Below are 24,731 nucleotides of genomic sequence, written 5' to 3'. Positions count from 1 at the left end.
TTTTTATCCCCAACCTTTTCTTTTGAGTGCTGGCTGCTTCATGATTGCTCCAGAACAGGAATTATTCCTCGTCCTGCCGTCCGTAGACCTGCGCCACATACCGCCCCCGCCCATCACCATGCCCCAAATCCATCGCCACCATTGCCAGCGCCTCTTTCCTGCTAAACTCCTGCGCCAGATAATGACGAATGGCATCCTGCGCCCACGCATAGCGCAGTGAATGCGGGGAATATGCGCCAGTCAGACCAATACGCACCGCCTGGTTGTGCCAGTAGTTCATCGCACTTTTAAGATCAGGTTTGTCGATCAGCCGGTCATTACGGCTTTTAGCAATAGCCAACGCATTATCAAGCGCTTTTTTGATTGCGCCAGAATCCAAAATCACCGTTTCACGGGGCCGTCCACCTTTGGTGCCAAAAATCACGGTTAAGCGCGTATCGCCACGCTCAACGGCCTGTTTCCACGTTTTCAGCGACTGCACGCTTTGTACCGCTTCCTGTGAACGTAAGCCCATCAGTCGTGCCAGTTCCAGCGCCGCAGCCAATCCCGGATCTTTTACACGGGCCATTTCCAGCACATGGCGGTAATGATCTGGCGTAATAGCCTGTCGCGTACCATTGCGCGATGCACCAGATAAACCCAGCGATTTATTCGTCAGCCGCTCATGCTCCGCCACCTGCTTACGTCCGGCCTGTTGCAACACCGCACGCAGTGAAGCCATTTCATTTTGTAGCGTGCGTTTGCCAATCCCTTGCGCCAGCCTTTCATGAATGTAGCTTTCAATGTGGCGAACCTTAATCTGTGTCACCCTCTGGATCTGGACGTTCAGCGCCCGTAAATGACGGTCGAAACGCTGCGCGATATGGATACGATCGTTCACCGTTTTATGGCTGCCGCCGCAGTGTTTCGCCAGCGCCTTCATTTCACCACCTAACTTACCCATATACTCCCCCCTTAATTTTGAGAACACAAACAGTCTCCGGCGTATGCTTTTTGGCTGCGCCAGAACGATACCTTCACACCGGAGTGGCAGTTTGTTGAGGTATAGGGAGTTTCAGACTGTACGCGGTACAGGCTGCCTGCGTGAGCAGGAGTTCTCCGGGGCATCATGCCCCCCTCGGTATCGATCTTTTTCTCCTTTTTCTTGCTGACAGCGGCCCCAAAAGGCGTGTCAGATTTGGGAATGAGCGCCGGAACCCCGAAAACAGGGGCATGGCGCGGTGTGGTGGTTGTGCGTCACTTTGTCGCTCTGCCGACGAAAGTGACGCACTGGTCGGGTGCAGTGTGCGAAAGATCGTAGATTCTGGTGCAGGTTTACGGTCACGCGGCAGCAAAGCCTTGCGGCAATGCAGGCCGCAGCCCGTAAAATAAAAGGCGCTGATGTAGCAGTAGGTGCAGGGTTTACCGGATCGTTTCCGGCGCAGTGCAACATTGACCAGAGATCTGGCGCAGATAAAAAGCGCTGATAATCAGCAGGCACAGACGAGCCGGGAAATCGTGAGACTTCCGGTCGGATGGAAACATAGCCAGTGAACTGGCGCAGTGAAAGGATGTAGCGTGTATAACTCTCAACCTCTGCCGCAGTATCTGCGGCCCGGCATTTTTGCAGAGGCCCTGCCGGTAAAACGGATCAACCATCTCCTGACAAGGCAGGCGCTTCTTTCAGGTCATGAAGCATTGGCGCTGTCGAAGACAGCATAAGGCAAGGGGGAGATTACAACCGTTTTACGCGATTGAAAAGGGGAAACCTTTTTTCTGGAAATTGAGTTGTTTGTGGATTTTTTTGTCATTTCATGAATGAAAACTGACGCGCTTCGCTTGTCTTCTCCCGATCTTCCGCCAGCAGAGCTGGCGGAAGATCGGGAGAGCCGGTTTAGCTCTGGCGATATTCTGACTTACGATAGCGGGATGGCCAGATCTGTTCAGGCGCAACGCCTAACGCTTCGGCGATCAGCCTTTCACCTTTAGGCCAGCGGCGGTTAAGGGCATTGGTCAGCGTGGAAGAGGCCAGCCCGGCCCTACGCGATACCGCAGCCAGAGACGTTCCTTTCTTCCGTAACCCGGCGATGATGTCCGCCGGGTGCCAGTCGTCTTTATCCATCGGTTTCTCCCTGTCTGTCATCCTGAACGAAAGCGCCGATCTGCTTCCGACCTTTGTTTATCTATATTTAGTAATCCTAAAGATAATGAATCTTAAGGAATGCTAAAGATGGTGTCAACGTAAGTATTAACAAGACACGTAATATGATCCCTGAACGACTGAAAGCCGCAAGGTTACGGGCCAACCTTACCCAGGAGCAGTTGGGCGTCCGCGCAGGCATTGCCGAAGACACTGCCTATTCAAGACTCTCTCAGTATGAAAGTGGAACGCATAAACCCACATTTAAAATGGTTTGTGCTTTCGCCCGTGTGCTAAACGTTCCTGAATGCTATTTCTACACGGTGGATGACAGCTTCGCCGAAGCGCTATTAAAGCTGTATGACGGTGAAGTTGTTCAGTGGAATATGAAAGCGGGGGAATTGCTCTTAATACAAAAAGTATACAGGCGTTTGTTCGTCTTTATGAACTCTAAAGAAAAATATTCTTGAGGAATGCTAAAGATTACCGTTATTAATTCAAACTGATGGTAATTATCGATGATCCCCAAACGCTTAAAAGAAGCCCGGCAGCGGGCGAAGCTCACGCAGGAAAAGTTGGGGGTACTGGCCGGAATAGAAGAGGCAACAGCTTACTCTCGCCTCTCACACTATGAGAACGGCACCCATAAGCCGACTTTTGATCTTGTTTGCGAATTTGCCAGAGTGCTCAACGTACCGGAGTGCTATTTCTATACGGTCGATGATGATTTTGCTGAGGCGGTACTGGATCTCTATTCCCGATGGGAAAGTAAATCCTGAATTTATGATTTTGCCCCTGAACAGGGGCAAAGGGCTGGCTTTCCGTTAATAACGGAAAATTGAAGCGCTGTGTTTTTATTACGATACGTTTTTCAGAGGCGCGGCGTACTGATAAGGGGAAATATACCTGTCGATATTCGCATCAAGATAATCCGCCCACCACTGCATCATCGCGATCCGCTCTTCCAGATACTCGGCCTTATGAATATAGGCCGCACGCACGCTGTTTCTTTCCTGATGGCTCATTTGCTTTTCAATGGCTTCTTTACTCCACAGCCCTGACTCACTCAGCGCACTACACGCCATTGCCCGGAAGCCGTGACCGCAGATGTCTTTTTTGGTGTCGTAGCCTATCACGCGTAACGCTTTGTTAATGGTATTGTCGCTCATACATTTATCCTGATCGTATTCGCCGGGGAAGATAAACGTCAGATGACCAGAGAGCGCTTCAATTTGCTTTAAGACAGCAATAGCCTGATCGGACAGCGGAACGATGTGCTGTGTTTTCATTTTTGTACCGCGATGAGAAAATTTGACGTTCTCGATCTGCTCCCGTTCTTCCGGGATTACCCATAACTTCTGCTGCCAGTCGATTTCACTCCAGCGGGCAAAGCGCAGTTCGCTGGAGCGCACGAAAAACAGCAGCGATAATTTAAGGGCATAGCGTGTCAGCAGCCTGCCGGGGTAGCTATCCGTCCGGGATAACAGTTCAGGCAGCTTCTCAAGGGGCAGGGCCGGGTAATGCTGCGTCTCCGGCGGTGTGAACTCGCCGTCCAGATCCAGCGCCGGGTTTGATTTGATTAACTGTTTTTTCACCGCATAGCGCATGATCTCGGTGACGTAATTTTTCAGCCGGGCGGTGATCTCCAGAAAGCCTTTGCTTTCCACCTTGCGCAAGGTAAACAGCAAATCTTCCGTGACGATCTGGTTGATGAATTTGTCCCCGATATCCAGGAAAACATACATTTCCAGCCTGCGCTGGATAGTCGCGGCATAATGCGCAGACCAGCGCCGGTGATCGGCGTGCCAGTTCATGGCGATCTGGCGGAAGGTATGCCCGTTTTTCTTTTTTTGCTGGGCGATCTTCTTATCCGCGGCAGGGTCGGCCCCTTCACGGACTCTGGCGCGTGCGGCATCGCGTAGCTGACGCGCCTTAAACAGAGTGACATCCGGGTAGGGGCCAAAGGCCAGCTTTTTCTCTTTGCCGTCGATGCGGTACTTCATGTACCAGAGCTTTGAGCCGTTGGGTTTGATCAGCAGGTAGAGTCCTGAACTGTCAGTAAGCTTGTAGGATTTATCGGTGGGTTTGATCTTGCGGATAGCGGTATCGGTTAATGCCATAGGTGGGGGCTCCATTTTCTCAACGAACCGTGAGGCCCCCGATTAAGCCCCCAAAAACTATGGATGTCAAGAAACCCGGTAGACCTTCGCAGGTCAACCGGGTAAAGATAAGTTCTTGTTTTTAAAACATATCAGAACTCATAGAGATGTCCTGATACTAAAATATGGCTCCTCTGACTGGACTCGAACCAGTGACATACGGATTAACAGTCCGCCGTTCTACCGACTGAACTACAGAGGAATTGTTTCAACGAGGCGCATAATACTGGGCCGGCTATAACGTGTCAACAGTAAAATTAACGCGCCAATTCAATTGGTTAATTAACCCACAAAGTGAGGAATTAATGTTCGGATTCCTCGCCGTAGTCGCCTTCGGCAGCGCTTACCCGTAAGCGCTGAGAAGGATCCTGGCGATAGAACTGGCAAAAACGCTGCCATAGCGCCGGGAAACGTGGAGCAAACAGTTCTGGCGCGCTGAAAAAATACTCTGACAACACGGCAAAACATTCTGCAGGGTCGGTGGCGGCATAGGCATCTATACTGGCAGCGCTTTCGCCAACAAGATCGATTTCATCCTGAATATTATTCATTGCCGCGTGGAGATCGTGTTCCCAGCCAGCCACATCGCGCAACGGGATGAAAGGGATGCCGCTGGCGCGATCGCCATTACGCATATCCAGTTTGTGCGCGACTTCATGAATAATGAGATTGAAACCCGAAGCATCGAACGAGTCCTGGATATCCAGCCAGTTCAGAATAATGGGCCCTTGTTGCCAGCTTTGCCCCGACTGTACGACACGCTGGCTGTGCACCAGACCTATGTCATCTTCCCATTCATCATCTACCACAAAGGGTGCGGGATAAATGAGCACTTCATGAAAACCATCAAGCCACTCAATACCGAGCTCCAGGATCGGTAAGCAAAAAATTAACGCAATACGTGCACTTTTTAACGAGTCGAGCTCAAATCCCTGTAGCGCTACCAGTCTTTTCTGCTGCAAAAAACGTTCGGCTAGCGCAATAAGCCGAGCCTGTTCTTGCGCGGTGAGGTTTACCAGAAGAGGTATAGCCAGCGCATCATCCCACGGCCAGTCTTCGTTCTGGGTTATTTCTTGTGCTTTCCAGGGCCACTTAATCATCGTTTTGCTCGTAAACTCGTCACTTGAACAAAATTACCCGAATAGGGTCTGTTAAAATGCCAAATTACCTGGCATCATTGCAATATACGGAGAGATGCCGGAGCGGCTGAACGGACCGGTCTCGAAAACCGGAGTAGGGGCAACTCTACCGGGGGTTCAAATCCCCCTCTCTCCGCCACAATTCAAACACTTAGCTCATCTTCTTTCAGCGATCAGTCTCACACTTAGAATACACTTAGAATATTCTGTTAGAATATTACGTGAAAAACGTATCGCCATCTTATGCTTTTTCTGCCAGAAGAGGGGGCCAGGGATAGTGTTATTTTTACTTTTCGATTATAAGTCAACTCCTGGTTTTCAGCCCCGGTCTTTCGCTGTACCCCATCGGGATTCACAGTGATGTCACTCGCGGCGACTTAACGCCGTCGTCCTCGGTAATCATCGCACCCGGCCTGTTGCCCGAAATGTTCCCCTGTAGACATGGTCGCCAGGCAAAAGATTACTTGCTGTCAGGGAAACGCGCTGGCGCGTGGCGATAACTTACGCTGCGGGACTGTCGACGCTGTACAGAAAATCTGGCCTCCAGGCTGGCTTAAATATGCGCACATGACAATACAACCGGAAAATTTACAAAACCCATAATTTGAACTGAGAGAGAAACTTACAAACGAAGCGACGAAGATTTCAACAGCCGCAGCGACTCCAGTATCTTGCGCGCATGTTTAAATAATACTACTGTATATAAAAACAGTATTCGAGGTATGGATTATGGAATTTTTCAGACCTACAGAGTTGCGCGAAATTATTCCTCTCCCATTTTTCAGTTACTTAGTGCCGTGTGGATTCCCCAGCCCCGCGGCGGACTACATTGAGCAGCGTATCGATCTTAATGAGTTGCTCGTTTCTCATCCCAGCTCAACATATTTTGTCAAAGCCACGGGTGATTCAATGATTGAAGTAGGCATCAGCGACGGTGACCTGCTGGTGGTGGATAGCTCACGGAACGCTGACCACGGTGACATTGTAATTGCGGCAATTGAAGGAGAGTTCACCGTAAAACGGTTGCAGTTGCGCCCGACAGTGCAGTTAATCCCCATGAACGGCGCCTATCGACCTATACCTGTCGGCAGTGAAGACACGCTCGACATATTCGGGGTGGTGACCTTTATCATTAAAGCGGTCAGTTGATTATGTTCGCGCTCTGCGATGTTAATAGCTTTTACGCCTCCTGCGAAACGGTCTTTCGTCCTGATTTATGTGGCCGACCGGTGGTGGTGTTATCAAACAATGATGGCTGCGTTATCGCGTGTAGCGCCGAGGCGAAACAGCTCGGTATCGCACCAGGTGAGCCATACTTCAAACAGAAAGAACGCTTCCGGCGATCCGGTGTTGTTTGCTTCAGCAGTAATTACGAGCTTTACGCTGATATGTCGAACCGGGTAATGACCACACTCGAGGAGATGGTGCCGCGGGTAGAAATTTACAGCATTGATGAGGCTTTTTGTGATCTGACGGGGGTACGAAACTGCCGGGATCTGACAGATTTCGGGCGCGAGATAAGAGCGACGGTCCTGAAGCGCACGCACCTGACTGTCGGTGTAGGCATTGCCCAGACGAAAACCCTTGCCAAGCTGGCTAACCATGCTGCGAAAAAGTGGCAGCGCCAGACCGGCGGGGTGGTTGACCTATCGAACATCGATCGCCAGCGTCGGCTGCTGGCCCTGATACCCGTAGAGGATGTCTGGGGTGTCGGCAGGCGCATCAGTAAGAAGCTCAATGCTCTGGGCATCAAGACTGCTCTCGATCTCTCTGAACAAAGTACCTGGATCATCAGGAAACACTTCAATGTCGTGCTGGAGCGTACCGTGAGAGAGCTTTGCGGAGAGCCATGTCTGGAGCTTGAAGAGTTTGCGCCGGCAAAGCAGGAAATCGTTTGTAGCCGCTCTTTCGGCGAGCGGGTCACAGACTATGAGGAAATGCGCCAGGCTGTTTACAGCTACGCTGCGCGCGCGGCAGAAAAACTCCGCGGCGAGCACCAGTACTGCCGTTTCATCTCAACATTCGTCAAAACATCCCCCTTTGCCCTGAACGAGCCCTACTACGGTAACAGCGCCGCAGTGACGCTTCTCACCCCCACGCAGGATTCACGCGACATTATCAATGCGGCTGTGAAATGCCTGGATAAAATCTGGCGCGACGGCCATCGCTACCAGAAAGCGGGGGTGATGCTGGGTGACTTCTTCAGTCAGGGCGTAGCGCAACTCAACCTTTTTGACGATAACGCGCCGCGCGCCGGTAGTGCGAAGTTGATGGAAGTACTGGACCATCTTAACGCAAAAGACGGGAAGGGGACGCTGTACTTCGCCGGGCAGGGGATGTCGCAACAGTGGGCTATGAAGCGAGAAATGCTTTCGCCTCGGTACACCACAAGATACTCTGATCTACTGCGTGTTAAGTAACTTGTGGGATCAATGCCTGAGATAGTTCCCCAACTCGTCCCCGTTCTCTAACCGGTTTTGGTCACACAAGATCACAGGAACCTCTCACGATGAGGCGCATGTATCCTGGTTTACGACATCAGGAAATGTGGCGCGTTTATTGCCAGGTAGGCGTTGTGAGACGTCACTTATTTACGCCAGGTTTCAGCCGTAGCGATGGGCATGGATAAAAAGAGTATGGCAATCAGCGTGATAATGCTAAAAAACAATTAATATTTTTTTAACAAAACTAAAGCTTGCTATGTGCAGTTAACCATGCGTTAATGGTTGTGCGGTTTGATACAAACTTATCTGAAGTAGTGATTGTAATATTTCTCATCATTTGTTCCTCTTGAGATCTCCTTTAGGTTTTTTTTCTCTCTGATAATTTTCTTCAGGCCATTTCGCCCAAGGGCTCATTCAAAAGGTAACAATATTATGACGACGAAAATCACTGGTTTAGTAAAATGGTTTAACCCTGAAAAGGGCTTTGGTTTCATTACGCCTAAAGATGGCAGCAAAGATGTGTTTGTGCATTTTTCCGCCATTCAAAGTAATGAATTCCGCACTCTGAATGAAAATCAGGAAGTGGAGTTTTCAGTAGAGCAGGGACCAAAAGGTCCATCAGCGGTCAACGTTGTGGCGCTTTAAGGCAACTGATATTACTAATAAAATTCACTTCCGGTGTCCATGTTGCCATGGTTCACAATACAGAACATCGACATTCGATGTTACTGAGCAAAACCCATTTGGCGCGAAATGTATTTTTTGTAAGTCAACCATGATCACTTTTGATAATGTTGGATTATACATTCGCTCAGGACAGGTTCCGCCAGATTTTAGAAAATAATTCATATTAGCTCCGTACCGGAGCTTTTTTATGCCCGGATGATTATCATCTATAGACGCTGACATCCATCATCTATAGTGGCATTTACCTTTCCCCAAAGGTGTTATTTCTCTTGCAGACAGCGCCTGAAAAAAGCGACGTTGTCTTCATCTATCCGATGAAGCCAGGTCACCTGTCTTTGCGCCGTTATCCGTTATTTAATTCTTGCCCTATAATAACAAGCCCGCGCTAAGCACGGGCTTGAATAACATAAAGCGTCTTAGAACTGGTAGACCAGACCAACACCTACGATATCATCGGTTGCAATACCGTTGTTTGCGTAGAAGTCATCATCTTCGTCCAGCAGGTTGATTTTATAATCAACGTAGGTGGACATATTTTTGTTGAAGTAGTAAGTCATACCGACGTCAACATATTTAACCAGATCTTTGTCGGTGTAACGATAGTTACCATGGCTATCCATATCCTGGCCGCCTAAATCTTTGCCCTTAGATTGCAAGTAGGCGATGGACGGACGCAGACCGAAATCGAACTGATACTGCGCAACCACTTCAAAGTTCTGGGTTTTGTTAGCGATACCGCCGCCACCCAACTTACCGTCTGCAGAGTGATAGTCGCTGTCTCCATAAGAGGTCATATTGCGGGTTTCAGAGTACATCGCCGCCAGGTATACGTTATAGGCGTCATATTTGACACCTACGGTCCAGGCTTCGGCAGTTTCACCGCCGGCATCATTGTTGCCATAGTAACGATGACCATCACTATATCCATTACCTACTTGGGCATCGGTACGGTCAGAACTTGAATAAGCAGCCCCCAGGCTTAACCCGAAGTCAAAGTCATAAGAGGTAGAGAGGCCGAAACCGTCACCGTTTTCTTTATTTGTACCGCGGTTAGTTCCATTACCGGAGCCTTCCTGGCCAAATCCGTTATTGCCACTTTCGTTATTACCCTGGTATTGCAGCGCGAAGTTCCAGCCTTCCACCAGGCCGAAGAAGTCGGTGTTACGATAGGTGGCCAGGCCGTTAGCACGCTGAAGCATATATACATCTGTCTGGGTGTAAGAGTCGCCGCCGAATTCCGGCAGCACATCGGTCCAGGCTTCAACGTCGTAGATAACACCATAGTTACGGCCATAATCGAAAGAGCCGTACTCGCCGAATTTCAGACCGGCAAAGCCCAGACGAGTCCAGGACGTATCCCTGTTACCTTCAGTGCCGCTCGCCTGCATGTTGTATTCCCACTGACCATAGCCGGTCAGCATATCGTTGATCTGCGTTTCGCCTTTAAAGCCAATACGGGCGTAGGACTGGTCGCCGTCGCTGCCTGCATCGTCAGAGAAGTAACGCAGACCATCAACTTTGCCGTACAGGTCGAGTTTGTTGCCATTTTTATTATAAACTTCAGCCGCATTTGCTGCGCCTGCCACTAATAACGCCGGGACAAGCAGTGCCAGAACTTTTCTGTTCATTATGTATTCCCTTATGATAATAATTTATATGAATATGTAGCCACTTCAACAAAACTACAAATTGATACTATTCTATGAAGTTCATGGAATTTAAAAAATAACATGTAACAAAGCTATTTAAAATATTTCAATTTGTTTCCGTTTGGTTTTTTATAATACTGGCCATATAAATAACTAAGAATATATATTCTATAATTATCATTTTTTATCAATGAGTTATGTGTTTTTGATTTGATGGTTGCTGGTGTGAATATAATTTGTTTTTTATATGTATTTGAAGCTTTGATTATGAAAAAGCATAAAAAAAAACCGGCATAAATGCCGGTAATGTGGGTAATGATAAAATAAATGATAAAAGGCTAATAACCGAATCATTCTGACACTTAATGCTAATAAAATAAAACGCTATCGCGGTGCGTAAAAATAAGTTGTTCTGGTTATGGGTTATTCTGCATCAGATTGCGATTCAATCACCATTCCCTTATTTAACAGCAGGTTCAGCGCCAGGCGTAACATTATCTGAGAATAAACTATTTGTGGAATGAATAACCAGAACAGGTGGATAAGGTATTCTATGGTCGAAATGTGACTAATGTCACATTACAATGTAATTAATGTCATATGACTTACATCACAAAAGCGGAGTAAAGTTTGAGTACCAGGGAGGACAACGCCACCCGTAGCATGGGCGGTAAATTAGCGTTATGGGTTTTTTATACCTTTTGCGGCTACTTCATCTGGGCGATGGCGCGTTGCGTGTGGCTGATGTCCGCCATACAAACCGAGCCGGTTCTCGGCCCAATCAGCACTCCTGGCAGCGCAACGGAAAAATGGCTTAACGCGCTTTCGCTGGGCGTCGTCTGGCTTATTCTGGGGAGTATTGCCTGGTACACCCGGCCTCGCAAAAACAGGGGGTATCCCGCCGACACTAAGCCAGAAACGCGCAAGCACGCAGGGATGTAAAGTGGTGGCGGATATGTCAGGATAGCGAACCCTGTGCTCAGGCATGTAATAAAAATGGTCTGCTATAAAGAGAGGGCGTATGGACTCAGGATACTGGCAATCGCAGTTTGAAGACTGGCTACGTCACCACCACCAGGAACAGGATGCCGCCCATGACATCTTCCATTTTCGTCGTGTTTGGGCAACCGCGCAAACGCTCGGGGAAAACGTTCCTGTCGACTGGCTGGTGGTGCTATCGGCATGTTATTTCCATGACATCGTCAGCCTGGCGAAAAATCATCCGCAGCGGCATCGTTCTTCCATTCTGGCGGCGGCAGAAACCCGGCGTATTTTTCTGCGGGATTTTCCTGACTTTCCGGCAGAAAAACTGGCGGGCATTTGTCATGCTATCGAAGCGCATAGCTTCAGCGCAAAAATTGCGCCTACCACGCCAGAGGCAAAAATCGTGCAGGATGCAGACAGGCTGGAGGCGTTGGGCGCCATTGGTCTGGCGCGGGTCTTCGCGGTCTCCGGCGCGCTGGGCGTCGCGCTGTTTGATGCCGACGATCCCTTTGCCGACAGACGGCCTCTTAACGATAAGCAATTCGCGCTCGACCATTTTCAAACCAAACTGCTGAAACTGCCGCTGACGATGCAGACCGAACGGGGCAAGTACCTGGCGCAGCGTAATGCGGATTTTCTGGTGTCGTACATGGCGAAACTGAGCGCTGAGCTGAAAGGCGACTATGAAACACGGGATGAGGCGGTCATCCAGATGTTTGCTATGCATCAGTAACCCCTGCCGCTGAAACGTAAACCGCGTCATTTTATGTTAGTCTGTCGGCAATTATTTTTGGCCGGTTAAATGTATGCAGGAAAATATTTCAGTAACACACGCCCGGAACCTCATCGCCGACGACGCCGGAAGCGAGATCCAGGCGATGCTGAGTCAATTGCTGGAAATCTACGATGTTAAAACGCTGGTGGCGCACCTTAACGGCCTGGGCGAACAGCACTGGAGCCCGGCCATCTTCAAGCGCGTAATGATGAACGCGGCATGGCATCGTTTGAGCGACAATGAACTTAGCTGTCTTAAAACAGAGTTGCCGACGCCGCCAGCGCATCATCCACATTACGCCTTTCGTTTTATCGATCTCTTCGCGGGCATCGGCGGCATTCGCCGCGGATTTGAAGCGATAGGCGGACAGTGCGTGTTTACCAGCGAATGGAATAAGCACGCGGTACGGACATATAAAGCGAACTATTTTTGCGATCCGCTGCAACATCGCTTTAATGAAGATATCCGCGATATCACATTGAGCCACCGGGAAGGGGTCAGCGATGATGAGGCGGCGGAACACATTCGCCAGCATATTCCGCAACATGATGTCCTGCTGGCGGGCTTTCCCTGTCAGCCATTTTCTCTGGCGGGCGTTTCCAAGAAAAATGCGCTGGGCCGCGCCCACGGCTTTGCCTGCGAGACTCAGGGGACGTTATTTTTTGATGTCGTAAGAATTATCGACGCTCGCCGCCCCGCGCTGTTTGTGCTGGAAAACGTGAAAAACCTTAAAAGTCACGACCAGGGCAACACTTTCCGCATTATTATGCAAACGCTCGATGAACTGGGATATGACGTGGCGGATGCCGCTGACAATGGCCCGGACGATCCGAAAATTATCGACGGGCAGCACTTTCTTCCTCAGCATCGGGAACGTATTGTGTTGGTGGGATTCCGTCGCGATTTAAACCTGAAAACCAATTTTACGTTACGCAATATCGCCCGCTGTTATCCACCGCGCCGTCCGACGCTGGCAGAACTGCTGGAGCCCGTCGTCGAAGCCAAATATATCCTGACGCCGGTGCTGTGGAAATATTTATATCGCTACGCGAAAAAGCACCAGGCGCGGGGAAACGGTTTTGGCTATGGCATGGTTTATCCTGACAATCCGGAAAGTGTGGCGCGCACGTTATCTGCTCGCTACTACAAAGATGGCGCCGAAATTCTGATCGATCGTGGTTGGGATATGGCGAAAGGCGAAGTGAATTTCGACGATGCTGGCAACCAACAACATCGTCCCCGCCGACTCACGCCGAGAGAGTGCGCGCGTTTAATGGGATTTGAGGCGCCGCAAACGTACCAGTTCAGGATACCTGTCTCGGATACGCAGGCCTATCGCCAGTTTGGCAACTCCGTGGTGGTGCCGGTATTTGCCGCGGTAGCAAAGCTGCTGGAACCCAAAATTCACCAGGCGGTGACGCTGCGTCAGAGAGAGACGGTAGATGGCGGACGTTCACGATAAAGCCACGCGCAGTAAAAATATGCGCGCGATAGCGACCCGCGATACGGCTATTGAAAAACGTCTTGCCGGCCTGCTAAGCGCGCAGGGGATTACGTTTCATACTCAGGACGCGACATTACCAGGCAAGCCGGACTTTGTGGTGAATGACTATGATTGTGTGATTTTTACTCACGGCTGCTTTTGGCATCATCACCACTGTTATCTGTTCAAAGTACCGGCCACGCGAACGGCTTTCTGGCTGGAAAAAATCGGTAAGAACGTTGAGCGCGATGAGCGCGATATTCAGCGTTTACAGGCGCTTGGCTGGCGGGTGCTGATCGTCTGGGAGTGCGCCTTGCGCGGGCGAGCGAAATTGAGCGACGCGGCGTTGGCGGAGCGCCTGGAAGAGTGGATCTGCGGCGGCGGCGCCAGCGCGCAGATCGACACCCAGGGGATTCATCTACTGGCGTGAATCTTCCGTTTTACACGGCGTGACCACCGCCCTGGCGGGAAACAGGTACTTACCCAGAGTCACCAGCACTACGGCAAACACAATCACACCCAGCGCGGCCCATTCAACGGGCGATAACCTCTCGCCGCCCAGGCCAGTGCCAAGCAACACGGCGACAACCGGATTCACATAGGCGTAGCTGGTCGCCAGCGCCGGACTGACGTTGCGAATCAGGTACATATAGGCATTAATGGCGATAATAGAACCGAACAACGCCAGGTAGCCGACGGCCATAAACCCCGATAAGCCAGGCAGCGTGGCGAGCTTTTCGCCGGAAAGAAACGCCGCGCAAAGCAATACCACGCCCGCCGCCAGCATTTCAATCGCACCCGCCATCATGCCCACAGGGAGGGCGATGCGCGAGCCGTAAACGGAACCAAATGCCCAGCTCATCGAACCTATCAGGATCAAAATCGCGCCCCACGGATTGCCGCTTAAGTTGCCGCCGCTGTTCAGCAGAATAATCCCGGCAAGTCCAATGGCAATCCCCACCCATTCTAATTTGCGCGTTTTAATACCAAAAAAGTAGCTAAAGCACAGCGTAAATAGCGGGACAGTGGCGACCACGACGGCAGCAATGCCCGATGGCACGTTTTGATGCTCCGCCACCGTCACCAGGCCGTTACCCACCGCCAGCAGCAGTAGACCAATCAGCGCGGCGTTGATGGTCTGGCGCAGCGGCGGAAGTTTTTCGCCGCGCAGCAGCAAAAACGCCATGAGCAACATCCCCGCCGAGAGAAAACGTACACCTGCCATCATCAGCGGCGGCCAGCTTTCAACGCCTATGCGGATAACAAAATAGGTAGACCCCCAAATGATGTACAAGGCAAAAAGCGCGCCAAAAAGAGGTAATAACTGCCGGAAACGCATAATCACTCACGGTGAAATAAAAAGGGTGAATATAGTAAACGTCAAAATTATTATGCTGGCGAGCATTATAATTGTCCTTTTGGAATAAAAAGGCGTTGACCCGCGCCGCCGGTTTCGGCATTGCGCGTTTTGCTACATACTTAACGTCTTAGAAGAAAAGACCGAGGAAATCATTTTGGCAGGAAGTAGCTTACTGACATTACTCGACGATATCGCCACGCTGCTGGACGATATTTCGGTAATGGGCAAATTGGCCGCGAAAAAAACCGCGGGCGTACTGGGGGACGACCTGTCGCTCAATGCGCAGCAGGTGACCGGCGTTCGCGCTAATCGCGAGCTGCCAGTGGTATGGAGCGTGGCGAAAGGATCATTAATCAACAAGGTTATTCTGGTGCCGTTGGCGCTGCTGATAAGCGCATTTATCCCGTGGGCCATCACGCCTTTATTAATGTTAGGCGGCGCGTTTCTCTGCTTTGAAGGGGTAGAAAAAGTCCTGCATACCTTTGAGGCGCGAAAACACAAAGAAGACCCGGCGGAGCGGCAAAAACGTCTTGAGGCGCTGGCTGCGCAAGATCCTTTGGCCTTTGAAAAAGATAAAGTAAAAGGGGCGGTCCGTACCGATTTCATTCTGTCCGCTGAAATTGTGGCCATTACCCTGGGGATTGTCGCGCAGGCGCCGCTGCTTAATCAGGTGTTGGTGCTGGCGGGGATTGCGTTGGTTGTGACCATTGGCGTGTATGGCCTGGTGGGTATTATTGTCAAACTGGATGATATGGGGTACTGGTTGGCGGAAAAGCGTAGCGTGCTGGCGCAGGGCGTCGGTAAAGGATTACTGATTATCGCGCCCTGGTTAATGAAAGCATTATCCATTGTCGGTACGCTGGCGATGTTTCTGGTCGGCGGCGGGATTGTCGTACACGGTATTGCGCCGCTACACCATGCCATTGAACATTTTGCGCAGCAGCAGGGGGCTTTCATGGCGCATACGATCCCTGCGGGGCTGAATCTGGTGCTCGGCTTTATTATCGGCGCCATTGTGGTGGCGCTGGTGAAAGGTGTGGCGAAAATTCGCGGTGTTTCGCACTGATTTTCTACAATGAATTATGCAAAATTGCCCATCCTCGTCTAAGGTGAAAACGTTTCATCTGATACAGGAGGCAGGTATGGTCTTTTCTGTCAGTGAGGAAGTTACCGTGAAAGAGGGTGGGCCCCGGATGATCGTCACCGGTTATTCCAGCGGAATGGTAGAGTGTCGCTGGTATGATGGTTTTGGCGTAAAGCGGGAGGCATTCCATGAGAATGAGCTCGTGCCAGGCAAGGAAAGGCGCGGGCGGGACGAAGCCCGATGACAAAACGCCCGGTTAATGCCGGGCGTTTTGCTGTGGAGAAAAAGAGTCGTCGCGCTGCGACATGCTGCTACCTGGTTATGCCAGGATTGAGTGGTATCCCTTGATGAGGTCTGGCTACCGTAAGCCATCAGGGGGCGTTGTATCAATAACCAGGAGTTACCAGGGTGCCGCACGAAACACTGTTAGATAATCAAGGCTGGTTTAAAAAGCTGGCGCGGCGTTTTGGTCCCGGTCATGTCGTCAACACCTGTTTTCTGATCGTGATGCTGTTCTCGACGCTACTTACCTGGCGGGAAGTGATGATACTGAAAGACGCGTATGTCGCCAGTCAGCGCAATCATCTGGGGAGCGTCGCGAATGTCCTTGACCGCCAACTGCAATTCAACATGGACAGGTTGATCTTTTTACGCAACGGTATGCATGAAGCGCTGGTGGCGCCGCTGGCTTTTTCCGCATTGCAAAGCGCGGTGACGCAGTTTGAGCAACGACGCGTCAGACATTTCTGGCAACTGGAGTTGGATAAGCGGCGGACATTGCCGTTATATGGCGTTTCCGATCAATTTGTCGCCCGGACGACGCTTCTTTCGCGGGAAAGTCGTGACCTGGCAAATGAATTAACCGCCACGCTGGAGTTAGGGTATCTGGCGCGTCTGGCGCGCTCATCCGCCATGCTGACGCTGGAGACGATGTATGTTTCTCGCTCAGGGTTTTACCTCTCAACTCTCCCTACGGCGTACGGTAGCGATATTGTCTCCCGTTACTATCAGTACGTGACCCAGCCCTGGTTTATCGAGCAAAGCCAACGGCGTAACCCACAGCGCGGCGTGCGGTGGTTTACCTCCGCACAGCCCTATGTTGCTGACGAGCAGAAAAAAGTGACAGCCAGTCTACCGCTGGATCACGATAATTACTGGTATGGCGTACTGGCAATGGATATTCCCGTCGCGTCATTACAGCGGTTCCTGCGCGATGCGGCCGAAAAGGATATTGAAGGGGAATATCAGCTATACGATAACCATCTCCGTTTGTTGACGGACTCCGCGCCGGAACAACAAACCGCGAATACGTTAAATGACCGTGAGCGCGCCTTACTGGCGCGTGAAATAGAAAAAGATACCCTGGGCGGGCTGCGTTTAGGAACGCATTATGTAAGCTGGGAGCGGCTGGATCATTTTGATGGCGTCCTGCTGCGCGTGCATACATTACGTGAAGGCATCCAAGGGAATTTTGGCAGTATTAGTATCGCGCTGACGCTGTTATGGGTGCTTTTTACGGCGATGCTGTTGATCTCCTGGGGCGTTATTCGACATATGGTCAAAAACATGTTTGTTCTGCAAAATTCGCTGCAATGGCAGGCATGGCACGATCCGCTGACCCGGCTATATAACCGTGGCGCGCTGTTTGAAAAAGCGTCCAGGCTGGCAAAGCGCTACCGGGAAGCCCGCCAGCCATTTTCTGTGATACAGCTGGATTTAGATTATTTTAAAAGCGTTAACGATCGCTTTGGTCATCAGGCAGGCGATCGCGTGTTGTCCCATGCCGCTGGGCTCATTGGCAGCACCATTCGGGCGCACGACATCGCCGGACGGGTAGGGGGCGAAGAGTTTTGTATCGTGCTGCCCGGCGCGACGAAAGCGCAGGCGTTGCAGATTGCCGAACGCATACGCCAGCGCATTAATGACAAAGAGATTCTGGTGACGAAAAGCACGACGCTTCGTATCAGCGCGTCAATGGGGATCAGTAGCGCGGAGGAATACGGCGACTATGATTTTGAGCAGTTGCAGTCGCTGGCCGACAAACGGCTTTATTACGCCAAACAGTCCGGACGTAACCGTATTTGCGCCAGCGACGCGACTCAGGAGCGGGAAAAGAAATAGTCCATTCCTTCGCGCCAGCCATCCGGCCCTTCGTTCTGGCTACGGTAGACGCGCTGAGGATCGTCGTTACGCAAATGTACGCCCTCCCGGTTTAGCCCTTTGACGACAACCGCATAATCCATCACATCCAGTAAAGGCGCATCATTGGGGCCGTCTCCTAGCCCCAACGTCAGAGGACGCGCGCGCCACTGCCGACGATATGCTTCTATCAGCCAGTTGGCAGCCTGATCTTTACCGGCGGAGGCGTCCAGCACATGCCAGAAACGGGCGCCATGGACAAATTGCAGTCCCAGGTCATTTAAACGGGCGACAAACTGCGCCATGCGTTCATCGCTATCGCGCCAGATCAGCGACACCGACGCTTCATGCAGACGGGTTAGGGCAGACTGTGCCCGGTTTAGGCCCGTCCATTCGCTTATCACCTGATCGTCAACGTCATCAAACGTGGTGAACTTAAACTGTTCCTTTTCACGCAATTTATGCAGGACGAGGCGGATTTCGTTGTGAGAAATACCGGCTATCAGACGGGGATAGTTGGGATGGTCTTCCCAATGAACGTCTAGTTGGATCACCGCGCCGTTTTCCGCAATCAGCGGCAGTCCCTGTAGATTTAACGTCGTCTGGAGCTGGAGCATTTCAGCCGCGGTTTTACTGCTACAGAGGATCACGGGCACGCCGCTTTCATGCAGGCGTGTAAGCCAGGGAGCCGCGGGCTGCCACTCAAAAGTGTGGCTGTTCAGCAATGTGCCGTCCAGATCGGTAAAAATCAGCAAGGGGTCATGGATTGAGAGCATTTTTTCCTCATTTTCCGTTGCAACGGCGGGCTTATTTCCAGGAAAAGTCCTAAAGCACACCCGAAAGAAGTCGAACGCTAACTGGAACCGATCCCGTCGCTTCCAGGCAGCACATGCGTTGTCACACTTTTGCTACCGAACTATTAGCGCGCTTAATCATTCATGTAAAAAATATTTACTTGTCATGCAAAAAAATTGCAGATAAGGTAAATCTCACATCAGATTTCCTGGTGTAACGAATTTTCAAGTGCTTCTTGCATAAGCAAGTTTGATCCCGACCCGTAGGGCCGGGATTTTTTTCGGCCATTTTTAACGGTTTACTTCTGTTACACTAAAATCATGAATATCCAGCTCGAATGCTTCAGCTAATTCATGCCATGTATGATATTCCCGTCCGTCTACGCTCACCCGCTCAGGATCTTCCTGGCTACGGTGAACCTCGCTTTCGCTGATTTCATTGATGGCCGCCAGTAGCGCATCTACATCGACGCTCACTTCGCGCTTGGCCGTATCACTGTACTCTTTTGCCGTTTTCATCTTCACTACCTCACGGGTTCCTGACAGCCTAAGTATAGACCGTTGAGAAAACCAGCAAACACGCCGGCAAGGCGCTGTCAGACGCAGAAAATTGTTCTACACTGGCACAAAGCGACAGGAGGAAAATGATGAAGGTGAATGATCGGGTAACCGTTAAAACGGACGGCGGTCCCCGCCGACCGGGCGTGGTACTGGCAGTGGAAGAATTTAGTGAAGGCACAATGTACCTGGTTTCGCTGGAGGATTACCCGCTCGGCATCTGGTTCTTCAATGAGTCAGGTCACCAGGATGGTATTTTTGTCGAGAAGGCGGAGCAGGACTAATTGAGCCGGACTGGAGGTACATTGCCAGTCCGGATGTCTCAGCGCATGTTAACAAAAATGCCGTTAGTGACGTTATCTGTCAGCCGCACTACGTGATAGATCACTTGTTTATTATGCGTTTTTATCTTTCGTTTAATATTCCCCTTATGGGAGGATACTGTTTTTGCTTTAATATTCATTCTGTCAGAAATCTGAATGGTTCCCTGACCTTCCATCCACATTCGCAACATGCTGGATTCAGTTCGACTTAACGATAATGTTGGTAAATTTATGGTTCCTGAAATACCCGACTCTTTTTTCAGAATATCGCCAAGAATGGTATCCAGCGAGTCAGGTTTAATCGATTTCGAGCTAATCAATAAGTTTTTTCTTACTAATAAATATTCATCAAAATGCACATTAGCAATTGCCATAAAAACAATAAATAACGTGTCAGGATGTTGATTAATGATTTGCTTTATTTGTTGACTGTCTGAAGGCGTATGAATGAAACAGTCCTCATTAATAAACACCACCGAAGGCTGATGCGCGCCACAAGCGATAGCGAGTTCGTCAACGGTTTCGATGTCGTTGATTTCCCTTTTTTTCACCCCTCTGCTGACCAGATACCCGCTTAACCCTAGCCGGGTGTAACTGCATAAATCCATAATAATCGTTGACATGGCATACCCTCACTCAATGCGTAACGATAATTCCCCTTACCTGAATAACTCACCATAATCAGACGGAACACGAATAGTCACCTTAGACAACGCTTACGCGGTTTTTCAGGCGAACTTACTATCCCGTAAAGTTACATATAATTTGCCAGGAATCATCTTAAAGTAAAGTGAATGTTGCGTTATGTGAGTGAAGTAAAAACAAATAAGGGGCAGCGGATATATCCTGGTGAATGTTTTTTAAAATTTATTTTCGGATAAACCTTAGTAAAACAGGATAAAAATTATGGGTTATTATTTATCGGCATCTCGCTAACAATATCAGCAAGCAAATTGAAAATTTCGCTGAATAAATGTTCGCAAAACGGCGCAATTAATGGCATTAGCGCGGCCATCAGCATAATGCCGACGGTGAGGGTAAGCGGGAAACCGATAACAAATATCGAGAGCTGCGGCGCCATGCGGTTTAATAGCCCCAGCGCCAGGTTGAGCGTAAGCAGGAGGGTAATGACCGGCAATGCCAGCATCAGTCCGTTTAAGAAAATGAGCCCTCCGGCCCTGGCGAGCGCCATAAATGCATTACTGTTCACCGGGTTACTACCGATGGGCAGAGTGTGGAAGGTATCGACCAGCAGCGAAATAAGCCACAAATGGCCATTAAAGGTGAGAAACAGTAGCATGGCGAGCATATCCATAATACGCGCCAGAACCGGCATATTCAGGTGGCTGCCCGGGTCGACGAAGGTGGCAAAGGAAAGCCCCATTTGCAGACCGATAAACTCACCCGCGGTACGCACCGCCGCAAAGGCGAATTGCATGGTAAATCCCAGCGCAATACCGATCAGAATTTGTTGCATCGCCAGCCATAAGGCGGCAATAGAAAAAAGCGGCGTATCGTTTGCTGGTAGCGACGGTGCGATAACGAGGGTAATCATTATTCCCAACCCCAGTTTTACCCGCTTGGGAATAGCGCGCTCGCTGAGAATGGGCGCCGTTGAAATCAGCGCCAGTACGCGCAGCAAAGGCCAGAAATAGAGATGCAGCCAGTATAGCCATTGCTCGCTTGTAACCTGTATCATCGTTCTGTTTATCCGATGATATAAGGTAAATTGCTGAACAGAGTGCGTACGTAGTCCAGCAGCAGGTTGAGCATCCACGGGCCGGCAACGATAATTGCGATGAATACCGCGACGATTTTAGGGATAAACGACAGCGTCATTTCATTAATCTGAGTCGCGGCCTGCAAGATGCTGATAATGAGGCCGGTAATCAGCGCGACGAGTAACAGCGGCGCAGCCAGGGCGAGAGCGACTTTCATCGCCTCGGTGCCCATCATCATGACGGATTCAGGAGTCATTTTGCGCCTCTAACTGTAAAAGCTTTGGGCCAGCGACCCCACAAGCAATTGCCAACCATCGACCAGCACAAACAGCATCAGCTTAAACGGTAGGGCGATTGTCGCTGGCGGCACCATCATCATCCCCAACGCCATCAATACGCTGGCGATCACCAGGTCGATAATCAAAAAAGGGATGAAAATCGTAAAACCGATCTGAAACGCCGTCTTTAATTCGCTGGTGACATAAGCGGGCAGGAGGATACGCATCGGTACTGCTTCCGGTCCCTGTAACGGACCGCTATTGGCCAGACGGGCAAACAGCGCCAGATCGGCTTCGCGGGTTTGGCGCAGCATGAACGCGCGTAACGGTTGCGCGCCTTTATCCAGCGCTTCCTGCATAGAAATTTTCTGCTCGCTAAACGGCTGGTAAGCATCCACGTAAATCTTGTCAATGACGGGCGACATAATAAAAAAGGTCAAAAACAACGCCAGTCCGAGTAACACCTGATTTGGCGGTGCCGAGGGCGTGCCCAGCGCGTTACGCAACAGGCCAAAAACAATGATGATACGCGTGAAGCTCGTCATCATCAGTAAAATCGCCGGCAGAAACGTCAGCGAGGTGATGAAAACCAGCGTCTGGACGGATAATGACCAGCTTTGGCCTCCGCCCGCTAATGGTTGGCTGATAAGCCCCGGCAGTTGCGCAGCAGCGGCGGGACTAAAAAGCCACAGACCCGCCAGAGAAAGGAATAACAAACGGCGCATCAGGATCTCCCGGAACGCTTGAGTAAGCTCTTCATCATGTTCTGGAAATCCGCCGGTGGGGCAACGGGTGCTTCCGTGTCATTCTCCGCGGGCGGCAGGGTGTGCAGCAGGTTGATCTGCGAGGCGGTCACGCCCAGTACCAGACGCGCATTTTCGACCTCGACAATCACCACGCGTTCGCGCGGGCCAAGCGAGGCGCTGGCTGACACCTTGAGCCCCCGGACGCTATTTCCTTTGGGCGCGAATCCCATACGCTTAATCACCCAGGCCGCCGCCAGAATGAGCGCAATAATGCCAATTAATGCGCCGCTCACCTGCATGAGCGGCGATCCGGCTGGCGCGGTGGGCTGAGAAACCGTGGCCTCTGTCTTCATCATTAACGACCCAAACGACGCATACGCTCGGATGGCGTAATAATATCGGTGATACGTACGCCGTATTTATCCGCCACGACGACCACTTCACCCTGGGCAATCAGGTAGCCATTAATCAGGATATCCAGCGGCTCGCCCGCCAGCCCGTCCAGCGCGACGACCGACCCCTGCGTCAGACGCAGCAGTTCTTTAATGGTCATTCGCGTGCGGCCCAGCTCTACGGTCAGTTTGACCGGGATATCCATAATCAGATCGATATCCTGCATAGCACCGCTGACATCGCCGCCGCCAAGCTGTTGGAAAACCGCGTCGGCGGCGCTTTTAGTGGTGGTCGCTTTTTGCTCGTTTAACGCGTCAGCCCACAGATCATCCAATGCGCCAGTATTCTCATCGGACGGATTATTCATGTCACTCATTTGGGCTGTTCCTCATTCAGCGAATTCAAAATTGGGTTGATCAAATGTTCTACGCGTAGCGCATACTGTCCGTTTACGGTGCCATATTGGCTGGTGAGTACCGGAACGCCGTCCACATGAGCAATAATGCGGTCGGGTTTTTCAATCGGCAGTACATCGCCGGGTTTCAGCTTCAAAATCTGGGAAAGACGTAACGGAATATCGGCAAAATTGGCCACCAGCTCCAGTTCAGAGTGCTGAACCTGGCGCACCAGGTTATCACGCCAGTTCTGATCTTCATGGCGCGAGTTTTCCAGCGGCGGATTCACCAGCAGCTCACGCAGCGGCTCGATCATGCTAAATGGCAGACAGATGTTAAATTCACCGGTCAGATTGCCGATCTCCACATGAAACGGCGTATTGACGACGATATCGTTCGGCGAGGTGGTGATATTGGTAAATTTCACCTGCATTTCGGAACGCACATACTCCACTTCCAGCGGATTAATGGCTTTCCATGCGTCGCTATAGCCTTCCAGCGCCAGTTTCAGCATACGGTTGATGACACGCTGTTCCGTATGGGTAAACTCGCGGCCCTCGACTTTGGTCGGAAAACGACCGTCGCCGCCGAACAGGTTATCGACGGCAATAAACACCAGACTCGGCGAGAACACCACCAGCCCGGTGCCGCGTAGCGGCTTCAGGTGGATCAGGTTCAGGTTGGTCGGTACCGGCAGGTTACGCGCAAATTCGTGATACGGCTGAATACGTATGGCACCCACGGTAATATCCGGGCTGCGGCGCAGCAGGTTAAATAATCCCATCCGGAACTGGCGTGCGAAACGCTCGTTAATAATCTCCAGCGCCTGCAAGCGTTCACGCACGACGCGACGCTGGGTATTGGGATCGTAAGGGCGAATATCGCTATCGCTTGCGATACCGGGAGTGGGTTCGTCTTTGGTGTCGCTGTCGCCGTTCAACAGCGCGTCGATTTCAGCCTGAGAAAGAATACTATCGCCCATATCGTTACCGCAGAATAAAAGCTGTATAAAGCACGTCAGTGACGACCTGTTTTGGTTGTCCGGCAACGAGCGGCGCGGCCAGCGTCTCTTTAATGGCGGCAATCAGTTTTTGTTTGCCAGCTTCTGTTGAGAGCTCGGCGGCATTCTGACGGGAAAACAACAACAGCAGACGGCTGCGCACTTCCGGCAGATATTCATTTAATCGCGCGCGCGTCGCTTCGTCTTTCAGACGCAGGGTCACGCCGATATACAACACGCGATCCGCATCGCCCAGATTGACGGTAAACGTATCCAGCGCAAAAAATACCGGCGCGGGCGGCGGAGCCGGTTCCGCTTTAGCGTTCGTGGTCGGTTGCTGCTGCATACGCCAGTAGCTATAACCGGCGGTCGCGCAGGCGGCGAGGGTAATCAACACCAGCAAAGGTATCCAAATCGAGCGTTTGCTCTTTTTGTTAATCGCGGAGTCAGTCATCTGATACGGGCTTCCTGTTTCGGTACTGCTTATTGGCTGATTATCCC

Annotated in this window: 30 protein-coding genes, 2 tRNA genes and 1 pseudogene; 16 read left to right on the top strand and 17 right to left on the bottom strand. The window is 50.9% G+C overall.

Annotated elements, in window-relative coordinates:
• Positions 1–61 precede the first annotated feature (61 nt).
• Positions 62–943 (bottom strand): integrase domain-containing protein, encoded by an 882-nt coding sequence (locus ACLJQJ_RS08870; RefSeq protein WP_063809689.1) that lies wholly within the window; start codon positions 941–943, stop codon positions 62–64.
• 614 nt (positions 944–1,557) lie between these two features.
• Here ACLJQJ_RS08870 and ACLJQJ_RS08865 point away from each other — a divergent pair.
• Complete coding sequence (locus tag ACLJQJ_RS08865) at positions 1,558–1,701, top strand: hypothetical protein (RefSeq protein WP_153276710.1); 144 nt, start codon at positions 1,558–1,560, stop codon at positions 1,699–1,701.
• 172 nt (positions 1,702–1,873) lie between these two features.
• Here ACLJQJ_RS08865 and ACLJQJ_RS08860 read toward each other — a convergent pair whose 3' ends face one another.
• Positions 1,874–2,101: a helix-turn-helix domain-containing protein gene (locus ACLJQJ_RS08860; protein WP_063809688.1), complete on the bottom strand. Its 228-nt coding sequence runs from the start codon at positions 2,099–2,101 to the stop codon at positions 1,874–1,876.
• A gap of 143 nt (positions 2,102–2,244) precedes the next feature.
• Here ACLJQJ_RS08860 and ACLJQJ_RS08855 point away from each other — a divergent pair.
• Positions 2,245–2,487, top strand: a pseudogene (locus ACLJQJ_RS08855) (helix-turn-helix domain-containing protein); the annotation flags it as partial.
• A 150-nt stretch (positions 2,488–2,637) separates the two neighbouring features.
• Positions 2,638–2,898, top strand: a complete 261-nt coding sequence (locus ACLJQJ_RS08850; RefSeq protein WP_024155018.1) for a helix-turn-helix domain-containing protein — start codon at positions 2,638–2,640, stop codon at positions 2,896–2,898.
• 78 nt (positions 2,899–2,976) lie between these two features.
• Here ACLJQJ_RS08850 and ACLJQJ_RS08845 read toward each other — a convergent pair whose 3' ends face one another.
• The 3 genes from ACLJQJ_RS08845 to mtfA all read right to left on the bottom strand — a co-directional run bounded on the left by ACLJQJ_RS08845 (position 2,977) and on the right by mtfA (position 5,378).
• On the bottom strand, positions 2,977–4,239 hold the full coding sequence (locus ACLJQJ_RS08845; RefSeq protein ID WP_063809687.1) for a tyrosine-type recombinase/integrase: 1,263 nt from the start codon (positions 4,237–4,239) through the stop codon (positions 2,977–2,979).
• 165 nt (positions 4,240–4,404) lie between these two features.
• Positions 4,405–4,480 (bottom strand) — tRNA-Asn (locus tag ACLJQJ_RS08840).
• Between the two features lie 100 nt (positions 4,481–4,580).
• Complete coding sequence (mtfA, locus tag ACLJQJ_RS08835; RefSeq protein WP_000598920.1) at positions 4,581–5,378, bottom strand: DgsA anti-repressor MtfA; 798 nt, start codon at positions 5,376–5,378, stop codon at positions 4,581–4,583.
• A gap of 88 nt (positions 5,379–5,466) precedes the next feature.
• Here mtfA and ACLJQJ_RS08830 point away from each other — a divergent pair.
• The 5 genes from ACLJQJ_RS08830 (at position 5,467) to ACLJQJ_RS08810 (ending at position 8,705) form a co-directional block, all read left to right on the top strand.
• Positions 5,467–5,556, top strand: a tRNA-Ser gene (locus ACLJQJ_RS08830).
• Between the two features lie 590 nt (positions 5,557–6,146).
• Positions 6,147–6,566, top strand: coding sequence for a translesion error-prone DNA polymerase V autoproteolytic subunit (locus tag ACLJQJ_RS08825; protein ID WP_058214695.1), 420 nt, complete (start codon positions 6,147–6,149; stop codon positions 6,564–6,566).
• Positions 6,567–6,568: 2 nt separating this feature from the next.
• Complete coding sequence (locus ACLJQJ_RS08820) at positions 6,569–7,837, top strand: Y-family DNA polymerase (protein WP_000457665.1); 1,269 nt, start codon at positions 6,569–6,571, stop codon at positions 7,835–7,837.
• A 456-nt stretch (positions 7,838–8,293) separates the two neighbouring features.
• Positions 8,294–8,506, top strand: a complete 213-nt coding sequence (locus tag ACLJQJ_RS08815; RefSeq protein ID WP_000208509.1) for a cold shock domain-containing protein — start codon at positions 8,294–8,296, stop codon at positions 8,504–8,506.
• A 10-nt stretch (positions 8,507–8,516) separates the two neighbouring features.
• The gene (locus ACLJQJ_RS08810; RefSeq protein ID WP_024131109.1) at positions 8,517–8,705 is read left to right on the top strand and encodes a hypothetical protein; all 189 of its coding nucleotides are present in this window, start codon (positions 8,517–8,519) and stop codon (positions 8,703–8,705) included.
• Between the two features lie 259 nt (positions 8,706–8,964).
• Here the strand turns inward: ACLJQJ_RS08810 and ompC are convergent, their stop codons facing one another.
• Positions 8,965–10,176: a porin OmpC gene (gene ompC, locus ACLJQJ_RS08805; RefSeq protein WP_063809541.1), complete on the bottom strand. Its 1,212-nt coding sequence runs from the start codon at positions 10,174–10,176 to the stop codon at positions 8,965–8,967.
• A gap of 651 nt (positions 10,177–10,827) precedes the next feature.
• Between ompC and drpB the strand changes: the two genes are divergently transcribed.
• The 4 genes from drpB (at position 10,828) to ACLJQJ_RS08785 (ending at position 13,869) form a co-directional block, all read left to right on the top strand.
• Positions 10,828–11,139 (top strand): cell division protein DrpB, encoded by a 312-nt coding sequence (gene drpB / locus ACLJQJ_RS08800; protein WP_000107434.1) that lies wholly within the window; start codon positions 10,828–10,830, stop codon positions 11,137–11,139.
• Positions 11,140–11,218: 79 nt separating this feature from the next.
• On the top strand, positions 11,219–11,914 hold the full coding sequence (locus ACLJQJ_RS08795; RefSeq protein WP_063809542.1) for a phosphohydrolase: 696 nt from the start codon (positions 11,219–11,221) through the stop codon (positions 11,912–11,914).
• 73 nt (positions 11,915–11,987) lie between these two features.
• Positions 11,988–13,418 carry a DNA cytosine methyltransferase gene (locus ACLJQJ_RS08790; RefSeq protein WP_063809543.1) on the top strand — a complete coding sequence of 477 codons (1,431 nt, stop codon included), beginning with the start codon at positions 11,988–11,990 and terminating at the stop codon, positions 13,416–13,418.
• Positions 13,399–13,869, top strand: a complete 471-nt coding sequence (locus ACLJQJ_RS08785; protein WP_000785978.1) for a very short patch repair endonuclease — start codon at positions 13,399–13,401, stop codon at positions 13,867–13,869. Before ACLJQJ_RS08790 ends, ACLJQJ_RS08785 begins: the two co-directional genes overlap by 20 nt.
• On the opposite strand, the gene yedA is transcribed toward ACLJQJ_RS08785, so the two are convergent.
• Positions 13,858–14,778, bottom strand: coding sequence for a drug/metabolite exporter YedA (gene yedA / locus ACLJQJ_RS08780; RefSeq protein WP_001212263.1), 921 nt, complete (start codon positions 14,776–14,778; stop codon positions 13,858–13,860). The two genes, ACLJQJ_RS08785 and yedA, sit on opposite strands and share 12 nt — an antisense overlap.
• A 169-nt stretch (positions 14,779–14,947) precedes the next feature.
• Between yedA and ACLJQJ_RS08775 the strand changes: the two genes are divergently transcribed.
• From ACLJQJ_RS08775 to dgcQ, 3 genes are all read left to right on the top strand, one after another.
• On the top strand, positions 14,948–15,865 hold the full coding sequence (locus ACLJQJ_RS08775; protein WP_085920526.1) for a DUF808 domain-containing protein: 918 nt from the start codon (positions 14,948–14,950) through the stop codon (positions 15,863–15,865).
• Between the two features lie 76 nt (positions 15,866–15,941).
• The gene (locus ACLJQJ_RS08770; RefSeq protein WP_001521741.1) at positions 15,942–16,127 is read left to right on the top strand and encodes a YodC family protein; all 186 of its coding nucleotides are present in this window, start codon (positions 15,942–15,944) and stop codon (positions 16,125–16,127) included.
• Positions 16,128–16,291: 164 nt separating this feature from the next.
• On the top strand, positions 16,292–18,004 hold the full coding sequence (gene dgcQ / locus ACLJQJ_RS08765) for a cellulose biosynthesis regulator diguanylate cyclase DgcQ (protein WP_001119828.1): 1,713 nt from the start codon (positions 16,292–16,294) through the stop codon (positions 18,002–18,004).
• Here dgcQ and ACLJQJ_RS08760 read toward each other — a convergent pair.
• Together ACLJQJ_RS08760 and yodD are read right to left on the bottom strand one after the other, a co-directional pair.
• On the bottom strand, positions 17,983–18,798 hold the full coding sequence (locus ACLJQJ_RS08760) for a mannosyl-3-phosphoglycerate phosphatase-related protein (RefSeq protein WP_000948794.1): 816 nt from the start codon (positions 18,796–18,798) through the stop codon (positions 17,983–17,985). The two genes, dgcQ and ACLJQJ_RS08760, sit on opposite strands and share 22 nt — an antisense overlap.
• 309 nt (positions 18,799–19,107) lie before the next feature.
• Positions 19,108–19,335 (bottom strand): YodD family peroxide/acid resistance protein, encoded by a 228-nt coding sequence (gene yodD / locus ACLJQJ_RS08755; RefSeq protein ID WP_000844798.1) that lies wholly within the window; start codon positions 19,333–19,335, stop codon positions 19,108–19,110.
• Between the two features lie 128 nt (positions 19,336–19,463).
• Here yodD and dsrB point away from each other — a divergent pair, with 128 nt between their 5' ends.
• Complete coding sequence (gene dsrB, locus ACLJQJ_RS08750) at positions 19,464–19,658, top strand: protein DsrB (protein WP_000867218.1); 195 nt, start codon at positions 19,464–19,466, stop codon at positions 19,656–19,658.
• 38 nt (positions 19,659–19,696) lie between these two features.
• On the opposite strand, the gene rcsA is transcribed toward dsrB, so the two are convergent.
• From rcsA to fliL, 8 genes are all read right to left on the bottom strand, one after another.
• On the bottom strand, positions 19,697–20,320 hold the full coding sequence (gene rcsA / locus ACLJQJ_RS08745) for a transcriptional regulator RcsA (RefSeq protein ID WP_000103971.1): 624 nt from the start codon (positions 20,318–20,320) through the stop codon (positions 19,697–19,699).
• Between the two features lie 281 nt (positions 20,321–20,601).
• Positions 20,602–21,396 carry a flagellar biosynthetic protein FliR gene (gene fliR / locus ACLJQJ_RS08740; RefSeq protein ID WP_000616953.1) on the bottom strand — a complete coding sequence of 265 codons (795 nt, stop codon included), beginning with the start codon at positions 21,394–21,396 and terminating at the stop codon, positions 20,602–20,604.
• 8 nt (positions 21,397–21,404) lie between these two features.
• Positions 21,405–21,674, bottom strand: a complete 270-nt coding sequence (fliQ, locus tag ACLJQJ_RS08735) for a flagellar biosynthesis protein FliQ (protein ID WP_000187355.1) — start codon at positions 21,672–21,674, stop codon at positions 21,405–21,407.
• A gap of 9 nt (positions 21,675–21,683) precedes the next feature.
• Complete coding sequence (fliP, locus tag ACLJQJ_RS08730; RefSeq protein WP_001253411.1) at positions 21,684–22,421, bottom strand: flagellar type III secretion system pore protein FliP; 738 nt, start codon at positions 22,419–22,421, stop codon at positions 21,684–21,686.
• On the bottom strand, positions 22,421–22,798 hold the full coding sequence (gene fliO, locus ACLJQJ_RS08725) for a flagellar biosynthetic protein FliO (protein ID WP_000978276.1): 378 nt from the start codon (positions 22,796–22,798) through the stop codon (positions 22,421–22,423). Before fliO ends, fliP begins: the two co-directional genes overlap by 1 nt.
• Positions 22,798–23,211 (bottom strand): flagellar motor switch protein FliN, encoded by a 414-nt coding sequence (gene fliN / locus ACLJQJ_RS08720; protein ID WP_063809544.1) that lies wholly within the window; start codon positions 23,209–23,211, stop codon positions 22,798–22,800. Before fliN ends, fliO begins: the two co-directional genes overlap by 1 nt.
• Complete coding sequence (fliM, locus tag ACLJQJ_RS08715; RefSeq protein WP_000502811.1) at positions 23,208–24,212, bottom strand: flagellar motor switch protein FliM; 1,005 nt, start codon at positions 24,210–24,212, stop codon at positions 23,208–23,210. Before fliM ends, fliN begins: the two co-directional genes overlap by 4 nt.
• A 4-nt stretch (positions 24,213–24,216) precedes the next feature.
• A complete protein-coding gene (fliL, locus tag ACLJQJ_RS08710) occupies positions 24,217–24,684 on the bottom strand; it encodes a flagellar basal body-associated protein FliL (protein WP_000132169.1) in 468 nt (155 codons plus the stop codon).
• Between the last annotated feature and the right edge of the window lie 47 nt (positions 24,685–24,731).

Origin of the sequence: Salmonella sp. SAL04202, from assembly GCF_046550775.1 — a bacterium.
Classification (GTDB): Bacteria; Pseudomonadota; Gammaproteobacteria; order Enterobacterales; family Enterobacteriaceae; genus Salmonella; species Salmonella enterica.
This window is presented reverse-complemented; position numbering and strand designations above follow the sequence as displayed.